25 protein-coding genes are annotated in these 22,753 nt (G+C 60.7%); 11 read left to right on the top strand and 14 right to left on the bottom strand.

Annotation, left to right across the window (positions count from 1 at the left end; all coding sequences use genetic code 11):
* Positions 1-13 precede the first annotated feature (13 nt).
* The gene (gene clpA, locus OC445_RS21925) at positions 14-2,284 is read left to right on the top strand and encodes an ATP-dependent Clp protease ATP-binding subunit ClpA (protein WP_003192090.1); all 2,271 of its coding nucleotides are present in this window, start codon (positions 14-16) and stop codon (positions 2,282-2,284) included.
* Positions 2,285-2,529: 245 nt separating this feature from the next.
* Here clpA and infA read toward each other — a convergent pair whose 3' ends face one another.
* From infA to aat, 3 genes are all read right to left on the bottom strand, one after another.
* Positions 2,530-2,748, bottom strand: a complete 219-nt coding sequence (gene infA / locus OC445_RS21920) for a translation initiation factor IF-1 (protein ID WP_002553999.1) — start codon at positions 2,746-2,748, stop codon at positions 2,530-2,532.
* A 100-nt stretch (positions 2,749-2,848) separates the two neighbouring features.
* Entirely contained in the window at positions 2,849-3,556 is a 708-nt protein-coding gene (locus tag OC445_RS21915) for an arginyltransferase (RefSeq protein ID WP_054899046.1), read from the bottom strand.
* A gap of 56 nt (positions 3,557-3,612) precedes the next feature.
* On the bottom strand, positions 3,613-4,293 hold the full coding sequence (aat, locus tag OC445_RS21910; RefSeq protein ID WP_054899047.1) for a leucyl/phenylalanyl-tRNA--protein transferase: 681 nt from the start codon (positions 4,291-4,293) through the stop codon (positions 3,613-3,615).
* A 476-nt stretch (positions 4,294-4,769) separates the two neighbouring features.
* Between aat and ftsK the strand changes: the two genes are divergently transcribed.
* The 6 genes from ftsK to cysG are packed head-to-tail and all read left to right on the top strand — an operon-like array spanning position 4,770 to position 12,271.
* Positions 4,770-7,178 carry a DNA translocase FtsK gene (gene ftsK / locus OC445_RS21905; protein WP_032896677.1) on the top strand — a complete coding sequence of 803 codons (2,409 nt, stop codon included), beginning with the start codon at positions 4,770-4,772 and terminating at the stop codon, positions 7,176-7,178.
* 54 nt (positions 7,179-7,232) lie between these two features.
* Positions 7,233-7,856, top strand: a complete 624-nt coding sequence (lolA, locus tag OC445_RS21900) for an outer membrane lipoprotein chaperone LolA (protein WP_003174700.1) — start codon at positions 7,233-7,235, stop codon at positions 7,854-7,856.
* Between the two features lie 27 nt (positions 7,857-7,883).
* Positions 7,884-9,209: a replication-associated recombination protein A gene (locus OC445_RS21895; protein ID WP_034127878.1), complete on the top strand. Its 1,326-nt coding sequence runs from the start codon at positions 7,884-7,886 to the stop codon at positions 9,207-9,209.
* The gene (gene crcB / locus OC445_RS21890; protein WP_054898297.1) at positions 9,206-9,580 is read left to right on the top strand and encodes a fluoride efflux transporter CrcB; all 375 of its coding nucleotides are present in this window, start codon (positions 9,206-9,208) and stop codon (positions 9,578-9,580) included. Before OC445_RS21895 ends, crcB begins: the two co-directional genes overlap by 4 nt.
* A gap of 15 nt (positions 9,581-9,595) precedes the next feature.
* On the top strand, positions 9,596-10,876 hold the full coding sequence (serS, locus tag OC445_RS21885; protein WP_032896683.1) for a serine--tRNA ligase: 1,281 nt from the start codon (positions 9,596-9,598) through the stop codon (positions 10,874-10,876).
* Entirely contained in the window at positions 10,877-12,271 is a 1,395-nt protein-coding gene (cysG, locus tag OC445_RS21880) for a siroheme synthase CysG (RefSeq protein ID WP_054898296.1), read from the top strand.
* Positions 12,272-12,381: 110 nt separating this feature from the next.
* On the opposite strand, the gene OC445_RS21875 is transcribed toward cysG, so the two are convergent.
* The 6 genes from OC445_RS21875 to tusD all read right to left on the bottom strand — a co-directional run bounded on the left by OC445_RS21875 (position 12,382) and on the right by tusD (position 15,818).
* The gene (locus tag OC445_RS21875; protein WP_181124820.1) at positions 12,382-13,377 is read right to left on the bottom strand and encodes a glutathione S-transferase family protein; all 996 of its coding nucleotides are present in this window, start codon (positions 13,375-13,377) and stop codon (positions 12,382-12,384) included.
* An 88-nt stretch (positions 13,378-13,465) separates the two neighbouring features.
* A complete protein-coding gene (locus OC445_RS21870; RefSeq protein WP_089042252.1) occupies positions 13,466-14,467 on the bottom strand; it encodes a glycosyl transferase family protein in 1,002 nt (333 codons plus the stop codon).
* Positions 14,464-14,799 (bottom strand): TusE/DsrC/DsvC family sulfur relay protein, encoded by a 336-nt coding sequence (locus tag OC445_RS21865; RefSeq protein WP_034127872.1) that lies wholly within the window; start codon positions 14,797-14,799, stop codon positions 14,464-14,466. Before OC445_RS21865 ends, OC445_RS21870 begins: the two co-directional genes overlap by 4 nt.
* Positions 14,796-15,074, bottom strand: a complete 279-nt coding sequence (gene tusB, locus OC445_RS21860; RefSeq protein WP_054898293.1) for a sulfurtransferase complex subunit TusB — start codon at positions 15,072-15,074, stop codon at positions 14,796-14,798. The genes OC445_RS21865 and tusB overlap by 4 nt, the downstream gene beginning before the upstream one ends.
* Entirely contained in the window at positions 15,074-15,424 is a 351-nt protein-coding gene (gene tusC / locus OC445_RS21855) for a sulfurtransferase complex subunit TusC (RefSeq protein WP_034127870.1), read from the bottom strand. The genes tusB and tusC overlap by 1 nt, the downstream gene beginning before the upstream one ends.
* Position 15,425: 1 nt before the next feature.
* Positions 15,426-15,818 carry a sulfurtransferase complex subunit TusD gene (tusD, locus tag OC445_RS21850; RefSeq protein WP_034127869.1) on the bottom strand — a complete coding sequence of 131 codons (393 nt, stop codon included), beginning with the start codon at positions 15,816-15,818 and terminating at the stop codon, positions 15,426-15,428.
* A 157-nt stretch (positions 15,819-15,975) separates the two neighbouring features.
* On the opposite strand from tusD, the gene OC445_RS21845 reads away from it, so the two are divergent.
* On the top strand, positions 15,976-17,151 hold the full coding sequence (locus OC445_RS21845; RefSeq protein WP_198790526.1) for a CaiB/BaiF CoA transferase family protein: 1,176 nt from the start codon (positions 15,976-15,978) through the stop codon (positions 17,149-17,151).
* Between the two features lie 94 nt (positions 17,152-17,245).
* Here OC445_RS21845 and OC445_RS21840 read toward each other — a convergent pair whose 3' ends face one another.
* Both OC445_RS21840 and OC445_RS21835 read right to left on the bottom strand, forming a co-directional pair.
* A complete protein-coding gene (locus tag OC445_RS21840) occupies positions 17,246-17,740 on the bottom strand; it encodes a SprT family zinc-dependent metalloprotease (RefSeq protein WP_003192067.1) in 495 nt (164 codons plus the stop codon).
* 128 nt (positions 17,741-17,868) lie between these two features.
* On the bottom strand, positions 17,869-18,471 hold the full coding sequence (locus OC445_RS21835; protein WP_014718889.1) for a Yip1 family protein: 603 nt from the start codon (positions 18,469-18,471) through the stop codon (positions 17,869-17,871).
* 362 nt (positions 18,472-18,833) lie between these two features.
* Here OC445_RS21835 and ttcA point away from each other — a divergent pair, with 362 nt between their 5' ends.
* Positions 18,834-19,658, top strand: coding sequence for a tRNA 2-thiocytidine(32) synthetase TtcA (gene ttcA / locus OC445_RS21830; RefSeq protein ID WP_054917314.1), 825 nt, complete (start codon positions 18,834-18,836; stop codon positions 19,656-19,658).
* 67 nt (positions 19,659-19,725) lie between these two features.
* Positions 19,726-20,397, top strand: coding sequence for a DNA-3-methyladenine glycosylase I (locus OC445_RS21825; protein ID WP_034127867.1), 672 nt, complete (start codon positions 19,726-19,728; stop codon positions 20,395-20,397).
* A gap of 123 nt (positions 20,398-20,520) precedes the next feature.
* Here the strand turns inward: OC445_RS21825 and OC445_RS21820 are convergent, their stop codons facing one another.
* The 3 genes from OC445_RS21820 to arsC are packed head-to-tail and all read right to left on the bottom strand — an operon-like array spanning position 20,521 to position 21,873.
* Entirely contained in the window at positions 20,521-20,925 is a 405-nt protein-coding gene (locus tag OC445_RS21820) for a DUF2069 domain-containing protein (RefSeq protein WP_054898288.1), read from the bottom strand.
* Positions 20,909-21,523: an NAD(P)H:quinone oxidoreductase gene (gene wrbA / locus OC445_RS21815; RefSeq protein ID WP_072446032.1), complete on the bottom strand. Its 615-nt coding sequence runs from the start codon at positions 21,521-21,523 to the stop codon at positions 20,909-20,911. The genes OC445_RS21820 and wrbA overlap by 17 nt, the downstream gene beginning before the upstream one ends.
* A complete protein-coding gene (gene arsC, locus OC445_RS21810) occupies positions 21,520-21,873 on the bottom strand; it encodes an arsenate reductase (glutaredoxin) (protein WP_072446030.1) in 354 nt (117 codons plus the stop codon). Before arsC ends, wrbA begins: the two co-directional genes overlap by 4 nt.
* 115 nt (positions 21,874-21,988) lie before the next feature.
* Between arsC and OC445_RS21805 the strand changes: the two genes are divergently transcribed.
* Positions 21,989-22,450 carry a TlpA disulfide reductase family protein gene (locus tag OC445_RS21805; protein ID WP_003192057.1) on the top strand — a complete coding sequence of 154 codons (462 nt, stop codon included), beginning with the start codon at positions 21,989-21,991 and terminating at the stop codon, positions 22,448-22,450.
* The last annotated feature ends 303 nt before the right edge of the window (positions 22,451-22,753 follow it).

Here is a 22,753-nt window from a genome sequence, read left to right as displayed (position 1 = left end):
ATGAGGTGAAGCTATGTTAAACCGCGAGCTCGAAGTCACCCTCAATCTTGCCTTCAAGGAGGCTCGTTCGAAGCGTCATGAATTCATGACCGTCGAACACCTGCTGCTGGCACTTTTGGATAACGAAGCTGCCGCCACCGTTCTACGTGCGTGCGGCGCCAACCTCGACAAGCTCAAGCACGACCTGCAGGAGTTTATCGACTCCACCACGCCACTGATCCCCGTGCATGACGAGGACCGCGAAACCCAGCCAACCCTGGGGTTCCAGCGGGTATTGCAGCGTGCTGTGTTCCACGTACAGAGCTCCGGTAAGCGTGAAGTCACGGGCGCGAACGTGCTTGTGGCAATTTTCAGCGAACAGGAAAGCCAGGCCGTGTTCCTGCTCAAGCAGCAGAGCGTTGCCCGTATTGATGTAGTCAATTACATCGCCCACGGTATCTCTAAAGTGCCTGGGCACGGCGATCATTCCGAGGGTGAGCAGGATATGCAGGACGAGGAGGGCGGTGAGTCTTCTTCTTCGAGCAATCCGCTGGATGCCTATGCCAGCAACCTCAATGAAATGGCGCGCCAGGGGCGGATCGATCCGCTGGTGGGGCGTGAGCATGAGGTTGAGCGTGTAGCGCAGATCCTTGCGCGTCGTCGCAAGAACAACCCGTTGCTGGTGGGCGAGGCGGGCGTGGGTAAGACCGCGATTGCCGAAGGCCTGGCCAAGCGCATTGTCGACAACCAGGTGCCAGACCTGCTGGCCAGCAGTGTCGTCTATTCCCTTGACCTGGGCGCGTTGCTCGCCGGGACCAAGTACCGTGGCGATTTCGAGAAACGCTTCAAGGCGTTGCTCGGTGAGTTGAAAAAGCGTCCGCAGGCCATCCTGTTCATCGACGAGATCCATACCATCATTGGCGCCGGTGCAGCTTCCGGTGGGGTGATGGACGCTTCCAACCTGCTCAAGCCACTGCTGTCCTCGGGTGATATCCGTTGTATTGGTTCGACCACGTTCCAGGAATTCCGCGGCATCTTCGAAAAAGACCGTGCCCTGGCGCGTCGCTTCCAGAAAGTCGACGTGTCCGAGCCGTCGGTTGAAGACACCATCGGTATCCTGCGCGGGCTCAAGGGGCGTTTTGAAGCGCACCATGGCATCGAATACACCGATGAGGCCTTGCGTGCGGCGGCTGAGCTGGCGTCGCGCTACATCAATGACCGGCATATGCCTGACAAGGCAATCGATGTGATCGACGAAGCGGGTGCCTACCAGCGCCTGCAGCCGGTCGAGAAGCGCGTGAAGCGCATCGACGTGCCTCAGGTCGAGGACATCGTGGCCAAGATCGCGCGGATTCCACCAAAACACGTCACCAGTTCCGACAAGGAGTTGCTGCGTAACCTGGAGCGCGACCTCAAGCTCACTGTGTTTGGCCAGGATGCGGCCATCGACTCGCTGTCCACGGCGATCAAGTTGTCGCGTGCGGGCCTCAAGTCGCCGGACAAGCCAGTCGGTTCGTTCCTGTTCGCAGGCCCGACCGGCGTCGGCAAGACCGAGGCGGCTCGCCAGTTGGCCAAGGCCATGGGCATCGAACTGGTCCGTTTCGACATGTCCGAGTACATGGAGCGCCACACTGTATCGCGCTTGATCGGTGCGCCTCCGGGCTATGTCGGTTTCGACCAGGGCGGCCTGTTGACCGAGGCGATCACCAAGCAGCCACATTGCGTATTGCTGCTCGATGAAATCGAAAAGGCTCACCCGGAAGTCTTCAACCTGCTGTTGCAGGTCATGGACCACGGGACCCTGACCGACAACAACGGGCGCAAGGCAGACTTCCGCAACGTGATCGTGATCATGACCACCAACGCCGGTGCCGAAACCGCGGCGCGAGCTTCGATCGGCTTTACGCATCAGGATCACTCCTCCGATGCCATGGAAGTGATCAAGAAGAGCTTCACGCCGGAGTTCCGCAACCGCCTGGACACCATTATCCAGTTTGGTCGCCTCAGCCATGAGGTCATCAAAAGCGTGGTGGACAAGTTCCTCACCGAGCTTCAAGCGCAGTTGGAAGACAAGCGCGTGCAGCTGGATGTGACGGAAGCGGCCCGCAGTTGGATCGCAGAGGGCGGATACGATGCGGCAATGGGCGCACGCCCAATGGCGCGTCTGATCCAGGACAAGATCAAGCGGCCGCTGGCCGAAGAGATCCTGTTCGGCGAACTCTCCGACCATGGTGGCGTGGTACACATCGACCTGAAGGACGGCGAGCTGACCTTCGAGTTCGAGACCACGGCTGAAATGGCCTGATCGTTAGCTGCAACATTGCAAGAGGCGCCGAAAGGCGCCTTTTTGCTGTCTGAAATACGATTTACGAGACAGTGACCGTCAACTGTGGGAGCTGGCTTGCCTGCGATGGCGGTCCTTCAGTCGCACATCGTTAACTGGCCCACCGCTATCGCAGGCAAGCCAGCTCCCACAGGGTCAAGTGGCGACTGTTAAATCCTGCGCACACAAAAACGCCCGGCATAACCGGGCGTTTTGTATTGACTTGCTTAGCGAGCGCGGTAAGTGATGCGCCCTTTGCTCAAGTCATAGGGCGTCAGCTCGACGCGCACTTTGTCACCGGTAAGAATACGAATGTAGTTCTTGCGCATCTTGCCGGAGATATGCGCGGTTACGACGTGCCCATTTTCCAACTCCACACGAAACATGGTGTTGGGCAGGGTGTCGACGACAGTGCCTTCCATTTCGAAGCTGTCTTCTTTCGACATGCAGTAAAGCCCTCGGTATCCAGTGAATGGCCCGGTGCAACTGCGCCAGGCAAAAGCGGCGTGCATTGTGCCCGAAAAAGGGTGTTCAAGCCAAGGGGTTCTAGTTAAGCGTGACCCATCTTTGATTAATCAGCAGCTCAATGGGTCGATATTGGGTCTTGTAGTTCATCTTTTTGCAGTTCTTGATCCAGTATCCGAGGTACACCGCTTCCAGCTCCAGGTGCAGCGCTTCGCCTATTTGCCAGAGGATGGCGAAGCGCCCGAGGCTGCGGCGTTCTTCGGTCGGTTCATAGAAGGTGTACACCGCCGAGAGGCCGTTGGGCAGTAGGTCGGTCACCGCTACGGCCAGCAGGCGGCCGTCGAGGCGGAACTCGTAGAAACGCGAAAAAGGCAAGTCACGCACCAGGAATGTGGAAAACTGGTCGCGGCTGGGCGGATACATATCGCCGTCGGCATGACGCTGCTCGATATAGCGTTGGTAGAGATCGAAATATTCTTCGCTGTATTGGGGTTTGGTGGCGTGTACTGTCAGGTCAGCGTTGCGCTTGAGAATGCGTTTCTGATTACGGTCGGGCGAAAACTGCGCAACCGGGATACGCGCAGGCACGCACGCGTTGCAGTTCTGGCAATGGGGGCGATACAGGTGATCGCCGCTGCGCCGGAAGCCCATCTCGGACAGGTCGGCATACACATGCACGTCCATGGGCTGGCTGGGATCGAGGAACAGCGTGGTGGCCTGCTCGTCGGGCAGATAGCTGCATGAGTGGGCTTGAGTGGCATAGAACTTCAAGCGCGCCAGCTCGGTCATGATCAACCCTCGGGATAAGCTTTGAAATAAGTGTAAGCCACGTGCGCGAAAGTCGCCTAGGAAACCCACGGCCCAGCGTTGGGTTGGTCCAGATGTTTATGCAGGAAGTCAGCGAAGACGCTGCGGGGTATGCCGCGGGCGCCCAGGCTGTGCAGGTGATCGTTGGGCATCTGGCAATCGATCAGCACAAATCCCCAGGCTTGCAGTTGCCGGGTCAACGTGGCGAAGCCGAATTTGGAGGCGTTGTCGGCGCGGCTGAACATAGACTCGCCAAAAAACAACTGGCCCATCGCCAGGCCATAAAGGCCACCTACCAGTTCGCCCTGGTCCCAGACCTCGACGGAATGCGCATAGCCGCGTTGGTGCAGCTCCAGATAAGCCTTCTGGATACCTTCGGTGATCCAGGTGCCATCGGCGTAGGCACGGGGCGCGGCGCAGGCATGGATGACGGCGGCGAAATCCTGGTCGAAGGTCACGGTATAGCGCTGCTGGCGCAATAATTTGCCCAGGCTGCGGGAAACATGCAGCTCGTCGGGGAAAATCACCGTACGCGGGTCTGGCGACCACCAGAGGATAGGCTGGCCTTCGGAGAACCAGGGGAAGCAGCCATGGCGGTAGGCCTGGATCAGTCGTTCGGCCGACAGGTCGCCACCGGCGGCGAGCAGGCCGTTGGGTTCGCGCATGGCCTTGGCCAAGGGAGGGAACGTCAGGGTGTCGCGTTGTAACCAGGTCAGCATGGCATCCAGGCTTAGGGAAGGGGAGGGGAGTGGCAGGTCATGCACCTGCACCGCAAGCGTTGATTATTGACGACCCTGCGCCATGGGGCCAGCCCGAATAGGCGATTGACGAGGATTAGCATGAACGGGTGTTTCTGCAACTCTGTACACAGGGTGTGGTCGTAATCGGGTCTGGCGCATGCCGGCCATTTGCCAAGCTTGCCTGGATTGCTAAATATAGCTCATAAGCCTTTGTCAGCAAAGGCAATGCATGCTCAAATTGTCCGTGCAGTCAGGTGAAGGGCAAGTGTGTGGCATCGCGCACGCAAACCCGTACAATGCGGCCATTGTGGCGTTATCGCCATTTCACCTATCCGTCACCGGGTGTTAAAAGTAGATTCAGCAACATTCGTTCATTTTTCAACTGCTCCGGATAGAGCAGTCGTGTGTAGTCATTCAACAGATGGACGCGCTAAAGGCGCAGGAATAGACCCGTTTTGAAGAAATCCGCCGCAGCACCTAAAGCAGCAGTCGTACCGGCCTGGCGCCAGCACCTGCATTACCGACTCAAGGAAGGCGCACTGATTGCCATCGGTGCGCTGTGCCTGTTCCTGATGATGGCCTTGCTGACCTATGGCAAGGACGATCCGGGCTGGAGCCATAACAGCAAGATCGATGACGTGCAGAATTTCGGCGGCCCTGTAGGTTCCTACAGCGCCGATATCCTCTTCATGATCCTGGGTTACTTTGCCTACATTTTCCCGCTGTTGCTGGCGATCAAGACCTGGCAGATCTTCCGCCAGCGTCACGAGCCGTGGCAGTGGAGCGGCTGGCTGTTCTCCTGGCGCCTGATCGGCCTGGTGTTCCTGGTGCTGTCGGGCGCTGCGCTGGCGCATATCCACTTCCATGCCCCGACCGGTCTGCCGGCGGGCGCGGGCGGGGCCCTGGGTGAAAGCCTTGGCGACCTGGCGCGCAGGACCCTGAATATCCAGGGCAGCACCCTGATGTTCATCGCGCTGTTCCTGTTCGGCCTCACGGTATTCACCGACCTGTCATGGTTCAAGGTGATGGATGTGACCGGCAAGATCACCCTCGACCTGTTCGAATTGTTCCAGGGCGCCGCCAACCGCTGGTGGGCCGCCCGTGTCGAGCGCAAGCAAATGGTTGCGCAGCTGCGTGAGGTGGACACCCGTGTCAACGAGGTGGTGGCCCCAAGCACGCCGGATCGGCGCGAGCAAGCCAAGGTCAAGGAGCGCTTGATCGAGCGCGAGCAGGCCCTGAGCAAGCACATGTCGGACCGTGAAAAGCAGGTGCCGCCCGTGATCGCCCCGGCACCGCCCAAGGCGCCGGAGCCCAGCCATCGCGTGCAAAAAGAGAAGCAGGCACCGCTGTTCATCGACAGCGCCGTCGAAGGCACCTTGCCGCCGATCTCGATTCTGGACCCGGCCGAAAAGAAACAACTCAACTATTCCCCCGAATCCCTGGCGGCCGTCGGCCACCTGCTGGAAATCAAGCTCAAGGAATTCGGCGTCGAAGTGTCGGTGGACTCGATCCATCCGGGCCCGGTGATCACCCGTTACGAAATCCAACCGGCCGCCGGGGTAAAAGTCAGCCGCATTTCCAACCTGGCCAAAGACTTGGCACGTTCCCTGGCCGTGACCAGCGTGCGCGTGGTGGAAGTGATCCCGGGCAAGACCACCGTGGGTATCGAGATTCCCAACGAAGACCGCCAGATCGTGCGCTTCTCCGAAGTGCTGTCGACGCCGGAATACGACAACTTCAAATCGCCGGTCACCCTGGCGCTCGGCCATGACATCGGCGGCAAGCCGGTGATTACCGACCTGGCGAAAATGCCGCACTTGCTGGTAGCCGGTACCACTGGTTCCGGTAAGTCGGTGGGTGTGAACGCCATGATCCTGTCGATCCTGTTCAAGTCCGGGCCGGATGACGCCAAGCTGATCATGATCGACCCGAAGATGCTGGAACTGTCGATCTACGAAGGCATCCCGCACCTGCTGTGCCCGGTGGTCACCGACATGAAGGACGCCGCCAACGCCCTGCGCTGGAGCGTTGCCGAGATGGAGCGCCGCTACAAGCTGATGGCGAAGATGGGCGTGCGGAACCTGTCGGGCTTCAATGCCAAGGTCAAGGAAGCCCAGGACGCCGGCACACCGCTGACCGACCCGCTGTACAAGCGCGAAAGCATTCACGATGAAGCACCACTGCTGACCAAGCTGCCGACCATCGTGGTGGTGGTCGATGAATTTGCCGACATGATGATGATCGTCGGCAAGAAGGTTGAAGAGCTGATCGCCCGTATCGCCCAGAAGGCACGGGCGGCGGGTATCCACTTGATCCTCGCGACACAGCGGCCGTCGGTGGACGTGATCACCGGCCTCATCAAGGCCAACATTCCGACGCGCATGGCGTTCCAGGTCTCCAGCAAGATCGACTCGCGCACCATCATCGACCAGGGTGGCGCCGAGCAACTGCTGGGCCACGGTGACATGCTCTACATGCCGCCGGGCACCAGCCTGCCGATTCGCGTTCACGGCGCCTTTGTTTCCGATGACGAAGTCCACCGTGTGGTCGAAGCCTGGAAACTGCGCGGCGCGCCCGAGTACAACGACGACATCCTCAACGGCGTCGAAGAAGCCGGCAGCGGCTTTGAAAATGGCGGCGGTGGCGGTGATGACGATGCCGAGACCGACGCTTTGTATGACGAAGCCGTGGCCTTCGTACTGGAAAGCCGCCGTGCCTCGATTTCGGCGGTGCAGCGCAAGCTTAAAATCGGCTACAACCGCGCCGCCCGCATGATCGAAGCCATGGAAATGGCCGGCGTCGTGACCGCAATGAACACCAATGGCTCGCGTGAAGTCATCGCCCCCGGGCAGATGCGCGACTGATTCCGCGCCGCGTGGCAACACGCGGCGTGCCCTGACTACTCAATGAGGACTCCCATGCGCTTTATCCGCATGCTGTTGTTGCCAGCCTTGGCCCTGACCGCTGTTTCAGCTCACGCTGACCCGGCTTCCGTCGCCAGCCTGAAGAACCTGTTGGACAAATCCCAGACCCTCACCGCGCGCTTCTCCCAGCTGACCCTGGATGCCGGCGGCACCCAGTTGCAGGAAACCGCCGGTGAAATGGCCGTGCAGCGCCCAGGGCTGTTCTATTGGCATACCGAAGGCAAGGCGGAGCAGACCATTGTTTCCGACGGCCAGAAAGTCACGCTGTGGGACCCGGACCTGGAACAGGCGACCATCAAGAAGCTCGATCCGCGCCTGAACCAGACCCCGGCACTGCTGCTGTCGGGTGATGTGTCGAAAATCAACGACAGCTTCGACATCACCTCCAAGCAGACCAGCAACGTCATCGAGTTCACCCTCAAGCCAAAATCCAAGGACACGTTGTTTGACACGCTGTCCCTGTCGTTCGGCAACGGCGTGATCAACAACATGCGCCTGGTCGACAGCGTCGGCCAGCGCACCGATATCCTGTTCTCCGGGGTCAAGGCCAACCAGCCGGTGCCCGCGTCCAAGTTCAAGTTCGACATCCCCAAGGGTGCCGATGTGATCCAGGAATAAACTGCCCAGAGGTTTCAAACGCTGCCCATGGATCTGTTTCGAAGTGACCCGATTGCCCAGCCGTTGGCCGCGCGCTTGCGTTCGACCAACCTGGATGAGTACGTCGGTCAGGAACACCTGCTCGCTCGGGGCAAGCCCTTGCGCGAAGCCCTGGAGCAGGGTGCGCTGCATTCGATGATTTTCTGGGGGCCGCCGGGCGTGGGCAAGACCACCCTGGCGCGGTTGCTGGCGAAAGTCTCGGATGCGCACTTTGAAACGGTCTCGGCGGTGCTCGCCGGGGTCAAGGAGATCCGCCAGGCGGTGGAAGTCGCCAAGCAGCAGGCCGGGCAATACGGTAAACGCACTATCCTGTTCGTCGACGAAGTGCATCGCTTCAACAAGTCGCAGCAGGATGCGTTCCTGCCTTATGTCGAGGACGGTACGCTGATCTTTATCGGCGCCACCACCGAAAACCCTTCCTTTGAATTGAACAACGCCTTGTTGTCACGGGCGCGGGTCTATGTGCTCAAGAGCCTGGATGAAGCGGCGATGCGAAAGCTGCTGCACCGTGCCTTGAGCGAAGACAAGGGGCTGGGCAAGCGCCAGCTGAGCCTCAGCGATGAAGGTTTCAAGATTTTGCTGACCGCCGCCGATGGCGACGGGCGCCGCTTTCTCAACCTGCTGGAGAATGCTTCCGACCTGGCCGAAGACGGCGGCGAGATTGGCGTTGACCTGTTGCAAAGCTTGCTCGGTGACACACGCCGGCGTTTCGACAAGGGCGGCGAAGCCTTCTACGACCAGATTTCCGCGCTGCACAAATCCGTACGCGGTTCCAACCCTGATGGCGCGCTGTATTGGTTTGCGCGCATGATCGATGGCGGTTGCGACCCGCTGTACCTGGCGCGTCGTGTGGTGCGCATGGCCAGCGAAGACATCGGCAATGCCGACCCGCGCGCCCTGAGCCTGTGCCTGGCCGCCTGGGAGGTGCAGGAGCGCCTCGGCAGTCCGGAAGGCGAGTTGGCGGTCGCCCAGGCCATCACTTACCTGGCCTGCGCGCCCAAAAGCAACGCGGTGTACATGGGCTTCAAGTCGGCCCTGCGTGCGGCCGCCGAGCATGGTTCCCTCGAAGTGCCGCTGCACCTGCGCAACGCGCCGACCAAGCTGATGAAGCAGCTGGGGTATGGCGACGAATACCGTTATGCCCACGATGAGCCGGACGCCTACGCGGCCGGCGAAGACTACTTCCCCGATGAGCTGGAGCCGCAGCCGTTCTACCAGCCAGTGCCCCGTGGCCTGGAGCTGAAGATCGGTGAGAAGCTCAACCACCTGGCCACCCTCGACCGTCTGAGCCCCAGGCAGCGGAGAAAAACATGATTCCTTTGGTGATCGCCGTCTCGGCGGGAGGTATCGCCGGTACACTGCTGCGCTTCGCCACCGGCAATTGGATCAACGCCAATTGGCCGAAACACTTCTATACGGCGACGCTCGCCGTTAATATCGTGGGCTGCCTGTTGATCGGCGTGTTATACGGCCTGTTTTTGTTACGCCCGGAAGTGCCTGTCGAGGTACGTGCCGGCCTGATGGTTGGCTTTCTTGGCGGCCTGACGACTTTTTCATCCTTTTCACTGGATACCGTGCGCCTGCTGGAAAGCGGGCAAGTGCCGCTGGCGATTGGCTATGCGGCCATCAGCGTATTCGGCGGGCTGCTCGCCACCTGGGCTGGCCTGTCCTTGACCAAACTTTGATAACGAGAGACCGACATGCTCGATTCCAAACTGTTACGTAGCAACCTTCAGGACGTAGCGGACCGCCTGGCATCCCGTGGCTTTGCCTTGGATGTTGCGCGCATCGAAGCGCTGGAAGAACAGCGCAAGACCGTCCAGACCCGCACCGAAGCACTGCAGGCTGAACGTAATGCGCGCTCCAAGTCCATCGGCCAGGCCAAGCAGCGCGGTGAAGACATCGCGCCGTTGATGGCGGATGTCGAGCGCATGGGCACTGAGCTGTCCGATGGCAAAATCGAGCTGGAAGGCATTCAGACCCAATTGGATTCGATCCTGCTGGGCATTCCGAACCTGCCCCACGAATCTGTGCCGGTCGGCGAAGATGAAGACGGCAACGTCGAAGTGCGCCGCTGGGGCACGCCGAAAGCCTTCGATTTCGAGATCAAGGACCACGTCGCCCTGGGCGAATTGACCGGTGGCCTGGATTTTGAAACCGCGGCAAAAATGTCCGGCGCACGCTTTGCCTTGCTGCGCGGCCCGATTGCGCGCATGCACCGTGCACTGGCGCAGTTCATGATCAACCTGCACACCGGCGAACACGGTTATGAAGAGGCCTACACCCCGTACCTGGTTCAGGCGCCGGCGTTGATGGGCACCAGCCAACTGCCGAAATTCGAAGAAGACCTGTTCAAGATCAGCCGCGACGGCGAAGCCGACCTGTACCTGATCCCGACCGCCGAAGTGTCGCTGACCAATATCGTCGCCGGCGAAATCCTCGACGCCAAGCAACTGCCGTTGAAGCTGGTTGCTCACAGCCCGTGCTTCCGTAGCGAAGCCGGCGCGTCGGGTCGCGACACCCGTGGCATGATCCGCCAGCATCAGTTCGACAAGGTTGAAATGGTCCAGGTAGTAGAGCCGTCGACCTCCATGGAAGCCCTGGAAGGCCTGACTGCCAACGCCGAGCGTGTGCTGCAGTTGCTGGAGCTGCCTTACCGCGTACTGGCCCTGTGCACGGGCGACATGGGCTTCAGCGCCGTGAAAACCTACGACCTGGAAGTGTGGGTGCCGAGCCAGGACAAATACCGCGAGATTTCGTCGTGCTCCAACTGCGGTGACTTCCAGGCCCGTCGCATGCAGGCGCGTTTCCGCAACCCGGAAACCGGCAAGCCGGAGCTGGTGCACACCCTCAACGGTTCGGGCCTGGCCGTAGGCCGTACCCTGGTGGCCGTGCTGGAAAACTACCAGCAGGCGGACGGTTCGATCCGTGTACCTGAGGTGCTCAAGCCTTACATGGCGGGCGTTGAGGTCATCCGCTAAATGGAATTTCTGCCGCTGTTTCATAACCTGCGCGGCAGCCGTGTGTTGGTCGTCGGTGGTGGGGAGATTGCCTTGCGCAAATCCCGGCTGCTGGCCGACGCCGGCGCGGTGTTGCGGGTGGTTGCTCCCCAGATCGAAAGCCAGCTGCGTGAGCTGGTGCTGGGCAGTGGCGGGGAACTGATGTTGCGCGGTTATCAGGAGGCCGACCTGGACGGTTGCACCCTGATTATCGCGGCCACCGACGATGAGCCACTGAATGCGCAAGTATCCAGTGATGCCAAGCGTCGCTGCGTGCCGGTCAATGTGGTGGACGCGCCAGCGTTGTGCAGCGTGATCTTCCCGGCGATTGTCGACCGTTCACCCTTGGTGATTGCCGTCTCCAGCGGCGGTGATGCGCCGGTACTGGCACGGCTGATCCGCGCCAAGCTGGAAACCTGGATTCCCTCGACCTACGGTCAATTGGCTGGGCTGGCCGCGCGTTTTCGGGCTCAGGTCAAAGGTTTGTACCCGGATGTGCAGCAACGCCGGGCGTTCTGGGAAGAAGTGTTCCAGGGCCCGATTGCCGACCGCCAGTTGGCCGGGCAGGGCGAGGAGGCCGAGCGCCTGTTGATCGAAAAGGTCAATGGCGCGCCGCCTTACGCGCCCGGTGAGGTGTACCTGGTGGGGGCGGGCCCAGGCGACCCGGATTTGCTGACCTTCCGCGCATTGCGCCTGATGCAGCAAGCCGACGTGGTGCTGTACGACCGTTTGGTTGCACCGGCGATTTTGGAACTGTGCCGTCGTGATGCCGAGCGCGTGTACGTCGGCAAGCGTCGCGCCGATCACGCGGTGCCCCAGGACCAGATCAACCAGCAACTGGTAGACCTGGCCAAGCAAGGCAAGCGCGTGCTGCGCCTCAAGGGGGGGGACCCGTTCATCTTTGGTCGTGGTGGCGAAGAGATCGAAGAGTTGGCGGCCCACGGCATCCCGTTCCAGGTAGTGCCGGGTATTACGGCAGCCAGTGGTTGCGCGGCCTATGCCGGGATTCCGCTGACTCATCGCGACTATGCCCAATCTGTACGTTTTATTACCGGGCACTTGAAGAACGGTACCTCGGACTTGCCTTGGCAAGACCTGGTCGGCCCCTCACAGACCCTGGTGTTCTACATGGGCTTGATTGGCTTGCCGATCATTTGCGAGCAGTTGATCAAGCACGGACGCGCGTCGGACACTCCAGCGGCGCTGATCCAGCAGGGCACCACGTCCAACCAGCGCGTGTTCACCGGCACCCTGGCCGACCTGCCGCGCATGGTGGCGGAGCATGAAGTGCATGCGCCGACATTGGTGATCGTGGGTGAGGTGGTGGTACTGCGTGAGAAGCTCAAGTGGTTCGAGGGCGCTCAATCCCAAGTCTGAACCGGCTCTTGTGGCGAGGGAGCTTGCTCCCGTTGGAGTGCGAAGCGCTCCCATAATTTTGGGGCCGCTACGCAGCCCAGCGGGAGCAAGCTCCCTCGCCACAGGAGTTATCAGCCAAAGACACCTTTACCCGGCAACCGCGCCCGATCATGGCTGCTGTCAAACCCCTGCAACGGCCCCTTCGGCACAATCCCCGTCGGGTTGATCGTGCGATGGCTGGCATAGTAATGCCCCTTGATATGCTCGAAATCCACCGTCTCGGCCACGCCTGGCCACTGATACATCTCCCGCAGCCAGTTCGACAAATTTGCATAGTCGGCAATTCGCCGCAGGTTGCATTTGAAGTGGCTGTAGTACACCGCATCAAAACGAATCAGCGTAGTGAACAGCCGCACATCGGCTTCGGTCAGGTACTCGCCGGCCAGATAGCGATGGCTGCCCAGGTGCTGTTCCAAATGATCCAGCTCGGCAAACACATCATCAAACGCACTTTCATACGCCTGTTGTGAGGTGGCGAAACCTGCGCGGTACACGCCGTTGTTCACGGCGGGGTAGATGCGTTCGTTGAGGCTGTCGATGGTCGAATGCAGGGCTTGGGGGTAGAAATCCAGGGTATTGCCGGTCAGCGCATTGAACGCACTGTTGAACATGCGGATGATCTCCGCCGATTCATTGCTGACGATGCGCTTGAGCTTTTTGTCCCACAGCACCGGCACGGTTACGCGCCCGGTATAGTCGGCGGTATCGGCGGTGTAGCGTTGGTGCATGAAGTTGAAACCGTCCAGTTTGTCGCCGCTGGAGCCGTGGGCCTTGTCGAAGGTCCAGCCGTTTTCCAGCATCAGCCAACTGACCACCGAGACGTCGATCAGGCTTTCCAGGCCCTTGAGCTTGCGCAGGATCAAGGTGCGGTGCGCCCACGGGCAGGCGAGGGATACATAGAGGTGATAGCGACCGGCCTCGGCCTTGAAGCCGCCTTCACCACTCGGGCCTGGCGCGCCATCGGCGGTCACCCAGTTGCGGCGTTGTGCCTGTTCCCGTTGGAAAGCGCCATCGGCGCTACTTTCGTACCACTGGTCTTTCCACTGTCCTTCGATCAATAAACCCATGACTGGCTCCTTGGCTGATAAGCGTTGGAGCCCAGTCTAAAGGGATGAGTTCGAACTAAAAGCGCAAAGAACCGGCGTGAATGATCGATTAAATCGATTTATCCCGTGCGTCCCAGTACTGCTGGGCCAACTCGAACGCCTGCTGCCGCGGGTGACCAAGGCCGCGCAGGGCCAACGCCATGGTGGCGATCAACGCCAGTTGCGGGTAGCTGTCCTCAACGTCGCCGCGCCACAGTGCTTTTAGGTGCTCGGGCTCAAGCGTTGCTGGCTTGACGTGGCGCTGGACGGAAAGGGCGGGCCACTCTTCGTCCCAGCTCTGGCCGTCGGTGGTGCCATACAGGTGACTGAGGGTGTCGGGGTTGATCTCGATCTCGCCGCCGTCGCCCTTGACCACAATCACGTTGTCACCCAGCAAGCCACTGGCATCACGATGCACGCCCTGGTAACCGGGGTGGAAAATGCTTTGCAGGCCACAGCGCGCATTCAGCGGGTTGAGCAGGCGCGCCAGCGAATGGATAGGCGAACGCAGGCCCAAGGTGTTGCGCAGATCGATCATGCGTTGCAGCTGTGGCGCCCAATCACCCAACGGGATAAATGCCAGGTTGCCGTGGGCAAAGGCGCTCTCGACCTGTTGCCAATCGCGGCACAGCGGGATCTGCAAGCCGTCCAGCAATTGCTCGGTGTACAAGCGCCCCGCAGTGTGGGCGCCGCCGCCGTGCATCAGGATGCGCACGCCGTTCTGTGCCAGGCATTTAGCTGCCAGCAGGAACCACGGCAGGTGGCGCTTTTTACCGGCGTAGGTCGGCCAGTCGATATCGACGTTCAGCGCTGGCGCGTGCAGGCGCTCACGTACGGCTTCGGTGAAACCGGCGAGTTCTTCCGGGCTTTCTTCCTTGTGGCGCAGCAGCATCAGGAAGGCGCCGAGCTGGGTGTCCTCGACCTTTTCCTCGAGCAGCATGCCCATGGCTTCCCGCGCTTCCTCGCGGGTGAGGTTGCGCGCGCCACGCTTGCCTTTGCCGAGGATGCGCACGAACTGCGCAAAGGGGTGCTCTTGGGGTGTTACGAGAGTCAGGGGGGCAAAGTCGGTCATAAGCAATTCGTCGGCCTGGGCAGGCCCGCCAGCTTGGCGGCGAGTTTGGCGGGAGTGCCGTTGAACAGTTTGTTGAGGTGCAGGCTGTTGCCCTTTTCCGGGCCCAGCTTCAAGGCGGTGTACTTGATCAGCGGGCGCGTGGCGGGGGACAGCTGGAACTCGGTGTAGAACTGGCGCAGCAGGGTGAGGATTTCCCAGTGTGCCGGGGTCAGCTCCAAGGCTTCGGCAGCGGCCAGGGCATTCGCCACTTCATCGGACCAGTCGTTGAGGTCGACGAGATAGCCGTCCTTATCCAGTTCCAGGGTGTGTGCGCCGACGGTCAAGGTGTTCATAGCCAGGTGTTGACCTTGTCGTAGTCGATCGACAGTTGCACGAAGCCTGGGTAATCGACGCTGTCAGCCCAGTCGGGCAGCGGCAGGTTGCGCGCCTGCATGTCTTCGGCCAGCACAAACACCTTTACGCCTTTGGTTTGCAGGGCGGGCGTGTGCAGGCCGTAGGCTCCGTCGCCGCACAGCAGGATTGCGTCCTCGGCGCCACAGATGCGCAGGCAGCTATCGAGGCGGCTGTCGGTAAACGGGGAATGAGACACCACATGTAGAGTCGACATCAGAGGGTAATCACCTGGTCGTAACGGTCAATCAGTTGGGAAATGGCTTGGCTGTCGAGCACCTGTGCGTTGGCGGGTGGCGGCAACCCGCGTGCGGAAAGACTATGGCTGCACGCGAACACGTCATCAATGCCGAACAGGCCCAGGGCCTGCAGGTTGGCACTCAGGTCTTTCTGTTGCACGGCCTTGGCCGCTTGGTTCGGCGCCAGTTGGAACACACCGTCATCCAGGAACAACAGGCCAATGGGCAGATCGAACGCGCCACCGGCTAGCACGATATCCAGTGCTTCCCGCGCACTCGGCCCGGACCACGGGGCCTGGCGGCTGATCACCAACAAGGATCTGGACATGTCACGGCCCTCCAAAACAGATCAGGCGGTCGGCGTCCTGGATCGCGTCATGCAATTGGCCCAGGCCCGACAACGCCCAGGGTGCTTCCAGGTTGATCGCGCTGCGTTGGTAACGCGCAGCTTCTTCGGCATTAAGCACCCCGCGGCGCAGCGCGGCGGCGATGCACACCACGCCGTCGAGCCGGTGCTGGCTGACAAATTCGCGCCATTGGCGCGCAAGGTCTTGCTCATCCTGGGGGGCGACGATGTTATTGGACGCGCTGTACACGCCGTCCTGGTAGAAAAACAGCCGCACGATCTCATGCCCGCCAGCCAGCGCCGCCTGTGCGAACAACAGGGCGCGGCGCGAGGAGGGCGCGTGGGCGGCGCTATACAGTGCAATCGCGAACTTCATGGAAGACTCTGCCAACAAACGTCGGCCAATGATAAAGCCGCCGCCGCGAAAAAGCCCGCCGTGATCAAAACGGTCACTGTGGTTGATCGTTCTGACGATTGCCGGCAGGCGCCAGGCTGCCTAGTCTGTGGGTATTCGCAACCCAACTGGAGTCCCCATGTCAGGTCCCTTGGCGTCCCTTAAAGTGTTGGATTTTTCCACCTTGCTGCCCGGCCCGTTTGCCTCCCTGATGCTGGCGGACATGGGCGCCGAGGTGCTGCGTATCGAATCGCCCACGCGTATGGACCTGTTGCGGGTATTGCCGCCCCATGACCGGGGTACTTCGGCCAGCCATGCGTATCTGAACCGCAACAAGCGCAGCCTGGCCCTGGACCTCAAGCAGGCCGAGGCGCTGGAGATTGTGCGTGAGCTGGTCAAGGGCCATGACATCCTGCTCGAGCAGTTCCGCCCCGGTGTCATGGCGCGCCTGGGCCTGGGCTATGAGGCGCTGAAGGCGATCAACCCGCGGCTGATCTATGTGTCGATCACCGGCTACGGCCAGACCGGCCCCTATAAGGACCGCGCCGGGCACGATATCAACTACCTGGCGTTGGCCGGCGTCGCCAGCCATACCGGGCGCCAGGACACCGGCCCGTTGCCCCTAGGCGTACAACTGGCTGATGTGGCAGGCGGTTCGCTGCATGCCGTGGTGGGCTTGCTGGCGGCGGTAATTGCCAGGCAGCAAAGCGGGGTGGGGCAATACCTGGATGTGAGCATGACCGATTGCTCGTTCAGCCTGAACGCCATGGCTGGGGCCGGTTACCTGGCTTGCGGGGTCGAGCCTGGGTGGGAGAACCATGTGCTCAATGGCGGGAGTTTCTATGACTACTACCGCACACGCGATGGGCGCTGGATGTCGGTGGGCAGTCTGGAGCCGGGGTTTATGCAGCAGTTGTGCGCGGCCTTGGGGCGCCCGGAACTGGCGGCACACAGCGTGACGCCCGAACGGCAGGGCGTGCTCAAACAGGCGTTGCAGGTGGAGTTCGAGAAGCGCAGTTTTGACCAGTTGTGTGAGTTGTTTGCCGGAGTGGATGCCTGTGTTGAGCCGGTATTGAGTTTGAGCGAAGCGCTGGAGCATCCCCAGTTGAAGGCGCGGGAGCTGGTCAGCCAGGTGCCCCGGGGTGATGGCTCGACACAAGCGCAATTGGCCTGCCCGCTGAAATTCTCCGAGGGGTTGCCGGCGCCCAGGCATATTGGAGTGGCGGTGGGGGCGCACAGTGATGAGGTGCTGGCGGAGTTGGGGTTCGGTATTGAGCGGATAGAGCAATTGCGGCAGGCCAAGGTTGTAGGTTGACTGAGCCGACGCTTTCGCAGGCAAGCCAGCTCCCACATTTGGGATTGTGTTCACAGATCCAAATGTGGGAGCTGGCTTGCCTGCGAAGAGGCCCTCATTCCACCCGAGTTTCCCCGGTGAACACCAGCGTCTGCCGACACCGCCGACACAAATACCGCCGCCCCTGGTTCACCAGCCCATGGCGCTGCGGTGAAAACGGAAAATCACTGTCCGCACACGGGCAGCGGTAAATATAGCGAGTCACCTGTCGGCGCTTGACCTCGTAGGTGTGGCAACGGTCGGGCGGCAGTTCGTAAACCCCGCGCATGATCAACTGCCATTCCTCGCCATGGGGCTGGATACGCTCGCCAAACAACTGGTGGGCAATCAGGTGCGCCACTTCGTGGGCCACGGTTTGCTTGAGAAAGTGTTGGCTGTTTTCACGGTACAACTGAGGGTTGAAGCGCAGCAGGTTCTCGTGCAAATGCGCGACACCGGCTTTCTGGCCCCGCAGCTTGAGGCTGACCTGGGGGCGTTTGAAGCTTCGTTTGAAAAAGGATTCGGCTTGCAGGAAACAATCTTCGACGCGGGTATTGAGTTGCTCGGGCATGCTGTACATATCTCCAGAGACGCCCAGTATGCCGCAAAGCTGGGTGTTTCCGAATCTGTCAGGCGCCGAATGGTCATGCATAACGCACAAAGCCACCTTGCGGTGGCCTTGCCTGCGGGGTTTTTCGTTCAACTGGTGTAGATCGGCCCGACGCCCAGGCCCCAGACGATCACGGTAAAGGCCATGATCGCTACCAGCACCACCAGGCCGACGGCCAATACCGAGCTGGAAAACAGGAAGCCTTCATCCGGGTCGATACTCATGAAGGTTGGCAGCCCCACATACAGCAGATACACCGTGTAGCAGATCGCCGCCGTGCCCACGACCATGCCCAGCCACATATGCGGGTAGAGCGCCGCCAGCCCGCCGATAAACAAGGGTGTGGCGGTATAAGTGGCAAACGCCACGCAGCGGGCCATGCTTGGGCTGGCGTCGTAGGTGCGGGCCATCCAGTGAATGAACGCGCCCATCACCGCCACGCCGCACAGCATGGCCGCGTAGGACATGAGGGTCATCCACAGCGCGCTTTCCTGGGTCAGCATCACCGGGGCGCGGTTGCCGATGACCCAGCCGACCTGAGTGGTGCCAATAAAGGCGGAAATGGCGGGGATCGCCGCGAGAATCAGGGTATGAGTGAGGTACATGTGGCTGATGCTTTCTTCTTTATCGCCACGGATTTCCCGCCATTCCTGGTCGGGATGGGTAAACAGCCCCACGACGTGATGGATCATGCCAGTCACTCCTGTCGTTATTACCATCGCCCCCCATCGGAGCGCCCACGGGCCAAATGGCCTGAAAGGTCTGGATAGATGTGCGACCTCAAGTCGCAGTATAGAAAGGGATGACCGGAATAACCGTAGGGCCTTTAGAGCAAATTGCGCTGTAAACAGGGGGGCTAATCGCGGTGTGGTCTGTCAGGATTCATGGGATCCAGTGTGGGAGCTGGCTTGCCTGCGATGGCGGCCTGTCAGGAACAGAGATGTTGACTGGCACACCGCTATCGCAGGCAAGCCAGCTTCCACATTGGATCTGCGCCAGTCTTACCGGTAAAATGCTGCGCTTTTCGTCACACACCTTTGCGGATCCAAGCGCCATGGGCACTCTTACAGTCAACCAGAACAAACTGCAAAAACGCCTGCGTCGCCTGGCCGGTGAAGCGGTCGCCGATTTCAACATGATCGAGGAAGGCGACAAGGTCATGGTCTGCCTCTCCGGCGGCAAAGACAGCTACACCATGCTCGACGTGTTGCTGCACCTGCAAAAGGTCGCGCCAATAAAGTTCGAGATCGTGGCGGTCAACATGGACCAGAAGCAACCCGGTTTCCCTGAGCATGTGCTGCCGGCCTATCTGAAAGAACTGGGCGTCGAGTACCACATCGTCGAGAAAGACACCTACTCGGTGGTCAAGGAATTGATCCCGGAAGGCAAGACCACCTGCTCGCTGTGTTCGCGCCTGCGCCGTGGCACGCTCTATACCTTTGCCGATGAGATCGGCGCGACCAAGATGGCCCTGGGTCATCACCGCGATGACATCGTCGAAACCTTCTTCCTCAATATGTTCTTCAACGGCTCGCTCAAGGCCATGCCGCCCAAGCTGCGTGCCGATGATGGGCGCAACGTAGTGATCCGCCCGCTGGCGTATTGCAACGAGAAGGACATCCAGGCTTACTCCGATTTCAAGCAATTCCCGATCATCCCGTGCAACCTGTGCGGCTCCCAGGAAAACCTGCAGCGCCAGGTGGTCAAGGAGATGCTGGTGGACTGGGAGCGCAAGACCCCTGGGCGTACCGAAAGTATCTTCCGCAGCCTGCAAAACGTGATCCCGTCGCAATTGGCCGACCGCAACCTGTTCGACTTCACCAGCTTGAAAATCGATGAGACCGCCGCATCGCGTTTCGTCAATGTAGTGAACCTCTGAGTCTTCCCGAGGCTCTAGTACACGGCGCTTGCGGGCGCCGTTTTCAATTCGACTGACAGGAGAGGGCATGCGCGATTACAAGTGGCTGCACGAATATTGTCTGAACCGCTTCGGTTCGGCGGCCAAGCTGGAAGCCCATCTGCCGGTGCCCAAGACCCCGGCGCAATTGCGCAAGATAACGGATGACCGTTACCTGTCGACCTTGGCGCTGCGAGTGTTCCGCGCCGGTTTGAAGCACAGCGTGGTCGATGCCAAATGGCCGGCGTTCGAGCAGGTGTTCTTTGGCTTCGACCCGGAAAAAGTCGTGCTGATGGGTGCCGAACACCTGGAACGGCTGATGCAGGACACCCGCATCATCCGCCACCTGGGCAAGCTCAAGAGTGTGCCGCGCAACGCGCAGATGATCCTGGATATCGAGCAGGAGAAAGGCAGCTTCGGCGCGTTTATCGCTGATTGGCCGGTGACCGATATCGTCGGGCTCTGGAAGTACCTGAGCAAGCACGGCCACCAGTTGGGCGGCCTGTCGGCGCCTCGCTTCCTGCGCATGGTCGGCAAGGACACCTTTGTACCGAGCGATGACGTGGTGGCAGCGTTGAATGCGCAGAAGATCGTCGACAAGGCGCCGACCAGCCTGCGCGATTTGGCGACAGTACAGGGTGCCTTCAACCAGTGGCATGCCGAGAGTGGGCGGCCGATGTGTCAGCTGTCGATGATGTTGGCCTATACCGTCAACCATTGATACTGATCGTTCCCACGCTCCGCGTGGGAATGCATCCTGTGACGCTCCGCGTCACCCTTGCACTAGGCCCGGGACGCAGAGCGTCCTGGGCAGCATTCCCACGCGGAGCGTGGGAACGATCAGTCAATCGGCCAGCCGCCGGTTCAATTGATGCCGCCAACGCACATACAGCAACGCCGTGCAAAACACCGCCAGGCTCGCCAGCATCTCCAGCGCACCAAACCACTGGCGGTTCGGGTCATACGCCGCCAGTGCGCCCTTGATGAAATACAGGTTCACCGCAAAGCACATCCACGAATGCCCGCGTGCGCTGCCCATCAGCATGCCTGGCGCAAGTATCAGCAGCGGCACCAGCTCGATCAGCAGGATGACCCACGGGCGCGCCCCATGCAGGTCGGCGACCAACAGGTAGTACACGCACAACAAGCCCACCAGGCCCAAGAACGCCAGCAGGCTTAGCGCGCGTGCCACCTTGACCCGTGGCTCCAGCCACTCCCGTGGCGGCAGGACCTTAGGCTTCCTGGCCACGGCCGTTCTCCAACAGCGTGGCGGTCTTGGCCAGGCGCAGGCCCAAGGCCCGGCACAAGGTGATTTCATGTTGATCGAGCATACGCTTGCCGTCTGGCCCGGAATGGTGGCTGGCGCCATACGGCGTGCCGCCGCCCTGGGTGTCGAGCAGCGCCTGCTCGCTGTAGGGCAGGCCGGTGATCAGCATGCCGTGGTGCAGCAGCGGCAGCAGCATCGACATCAGCGTGGTTTCCTGGCCGCCATGCAGGCTGGCGGTGGAGGTGAACACGCCGGCCGGCTTGCCGACCAGAGCGCCGGTGAGCCACAGGTTGCTGGTGCCATCGAGGAAGTACTTGAGCGGCGCGGCCATGTTGCCGAACCGGGTCGGGCTTCCCAGAGCCAGGCCCGAGCAGTGCTTCAGGTCGTCCAGGCTGGCATACAGCGCGCCCTCGTCGGGAATGCTCGGCGCCACCGCTTCGCACTCGGTGGAAATCGCCGGCACGGTGCGCAACCGCGCTTCCATGCCGCCTTGCTCGATACCGCGGGCAATCTGTCGGGCCATCTCGCTCACCGAGCCGCTGCGGCTGTAATACAACACCAGCACATAGGGCGTAGTCACGGCAGGATCTCCAGCACGTTCTCGGGCGGGCGGCCAATGATGGCTTTGTCGGCGGTTTCCAGGATCGGGCGTTCCATCAGCTTGGGATGGGCTGCGATGGCGGCGATCAGTTGGGTGTCGCTGAGGCTGGCGTCGGCCAGGTTCAGGGTTTTGTATTCGTCTTCGCCGGTGCGCAGCAGTTGGCGTGCGCTGATCCCCAGTTTTTTCAGCAGGGCCTCGATTTGCGCGGCATCCAGCGGGGTTTCCAGGTAGCGCACGACGGTCGGGGTGAGGCCGTGGGCTTCCAGCAGTTCCAGCGCACCGCGGGATTTCGAGCAGCGCGGGTTGTGATAAAGCGTCAGATCGGTCATGTGCGGGTCGCATCTTGCGTAAGGTGGCGGGTATTCTACCTGCGCTGGCGCCTGTCCTTAAACCGTAAGAGGCGATAGGCCGCAGCCAACGTTCATTTTTGCGAAGGAATACCCCATGACAAGGCGACTGATCGGTGCATTGGCGATCATCACAACCCTGCTGCTCAGCGGCTGCGGTAACGATTACGGCGTTGACCAATACGGCCAGAAAGTGGCGGCCGAACGCCTGGACAAACAGTGGCTGGTGGTCAACTACTGGGCCGAATGGTGTGGCCCGTGCCGCACGGAAATCCCCGAGCTCAATGCCCTGGCAGAACAGTTGAAAGGCCAGAATGTCGGGGTGTTCGGCGTCAACTTCGACAATGTGCAGGGTGAGGAACTGAAGGCCGCCAGCGACAAGCTGGGGATCAAGTTCACGGTACTGGCCCAGAACCCGGACGGGATCTTCGAGATTCCGCGCAGTGAGGCCTTGCCGGTGACCTACATCATCGACGACAAGGGCAAGGTGCGTGAGCAGTTGATGGGTGAGCAGACAGCGGAAGGGGTGTTGGCCAAGCTCAAGGCCCTGAAAGGCTAGAACTATGGGAGCTGGCTTGTCTGCGATGGCCATGGGTATCTACACAATTTTGGAGTGACGCTGGACCTGTGGCGAGGGAGCTTGCTCCCGTGACGGCTTGACAGCCGACGCTGATCTAACTGAGGCACGGTGATCCAAATGTGGGAGCTGGCTTGCCTGCGAAGGCGGCCTGCCAGCCGACCGGGATATTGGATTTGACCGAGTACATATCCATTATTTAGGTAACGGCCACCGATGGTTCCGCTCTGACAGCGGCTCACTTTTGAAAAGCCGGAATGCCGGCCCAGACAAAAGTAAGCAAAA

It is taken from the genome of Pseudomonas sp. Pse35 (assembly GCF_024519715.1).
GTDB classification, from domain to species: Bacteria; Pseudomonadota; Gammaproteobacteria; order Pseudomonadales; family Pseudomonadaceae; genus Aquipseudomonas; species Aquipseudomonas paracarnis.
This window is presented reverse-complemented; position numbering and strand designations above follow the sequence as displayed.

What these genes read in the sequence shown, in the direction of transcription:
- clpA (WP_003192090.1), top strand. Translation starts at nt 14, where the DNA reads ATGTTAAACCGCGAGCTCGAAGTCACCCTCAATCTTGCCTTCAAGGAG.
- infA (WP_002553999.1), bottom strand. Translation starts at nt 2,748, where the DNA reads ATGTCGAAAGAAGACAGCTTCGAAATGGAAGGCACTGTCGTCGACACC.
- OC445_RS21915 (WP_054899046.1), bottom strand. Translation starts at nt 3,556, where the DNA reads ATGACCGAGCTGGCGCGCTTGAAGTTCTATGCCACTCAAGCCCACTCA.
- aat (WP_054899047.1), bottom strand. Translation starts at nt 4,293, where the DNA reads ATGCTGACCTGGTTACAACGCGACACCCTGACGTTCCCTCCCTTGGCC.
- lolA (WP_003174700.1), top strand. Translation starts at nt 7,233, where the DNA reads ATGCGCTTTATCCGCATGCTGTTGTTGCCAGCCTTGGCCCTGACCGCT.
- OC445_RS21895 (WP_034127878.1), top strand. Translation starts at nt 7,884, where the DNA reads ATGGATCTGTTTCGAAGTGACCCGATTGCCCAGCCGTTGGCCGCGCGC.
- crcB (WP_054898297.1), top strand. Translation starts at nt 9,206, where the DNA reads ATGATTCCTTTGGTGATCGCCGTCTCGGCGGGAGGTATCGCCGGTACA.
- serS (WP_032896683.1), top strand. Translation starts at nt 9,596, where the DNA reads ATGCTCGATTCCAAACTGTTACGTAGCAACCTTCAGGACGTAGCGGAC.
- cysG (WP_054898296.1), top strand. Translation starts at nt 10,877, where the DNA reads ATGGAATTTCTGCCGCTGTTTCATAACCTGCGCGGCAGCCGTGTGTTG.
- OC445_RS21875 (WP_181124820.1), bottom strand. Translation starts at nt 13,377, where the DNA reads ATGGGTTTATTGATCGAAGGACAGTGGAAAGACCAGTGGTACGAAAGT.
- OC445_RS21870 (WP_089042252.1), bottom strand. Translation starts at nt 14,467, where the DNA reads ATGACCGACTTTGCCCCCCTGACTCTCGTAACACCCCAAGAGCACCCC.
- OC445_RS21865 (WP_034127872.1), bottom strand. Translation starts at nt 14,799, where the DNA reads ATGAACACCTTGACCGTCGGCGCACACACCCTGGAACTGGATAAGGAC.
- tusB (WP_054898293.1), bottom strand. Translation starts at nt 15,074, where the DNA reads ATGTCGACTCTACATGTGGTGTCTCATTCCCCGTTTACCGACAGCCGC.
- tusC (WP_034127870.1), bottom strand. Translation starts at nt 15,424, where the DNA reads ATGTCCAGATCCTTGTTGGTGATCAGCCGCCAGGCCCCGTGGTCCGGG.
- tusD (WP_034127869.1), bottom strand. Translation starts at nt 15,818, where the DNA reads ATGAAGTTCGCGATTGCACTGTATAGCGCCGCCCACGCGCCCTCCTCG.
- OC445_RS21845 (WP_198790526.1), top strand. Translation starts at nt 15,976, where the DNA reads ATGTCAGGTCCCTTGGCGTCCCTTAAAGTGTTGGATTTTTCCACCTTG.
- OC445_RS21840 (WP_003192067.1), bottom strand. Translation starts at nt 17,740, where the DNA reads ATGCCCGAGCAACTCAATACCCGCGTCGAAGATTGTTTCCTGCAAGCC.
- OC445_RS21835 (WP_014718889.1), bottom strand. Translation starts at nt 18,471, where the DNA reads ATGATCCATCACGTCGTGGGGCTGTTTACCCATCCCGACCAGGAATGG.
- ttcA (WP_054917314.1), top strand. Translation starts at nt 18,834, where the DNA reads ATGGGCACTCTTACAGTCAACCAGAACAAACTGCAAAAACGCCTGCGT.
- OC445_RS21825 (WP_034127867.1), top strand. Translation starts at nt 19,726, where the DNA reads ATGCGCGATTACAAGTGGCTGCACGAATATTGTCTGAACCGCTTCGGT.
- arsC (WP_072446030.1), bottom strand. Translation starts at nt 21,873, where the DNA reads ATGACCGATCTGACGCTTTATCACAACCCGCGCTGCTCGAAATCCCGC.
- OC445_RS21805 (WP_003192057.1), top strand. Translation starts at nt 21,989, where the DNA reads ATGACAAGGCGACTGATCGGTGCATTGGCGATCATCACAACCCTGCTG.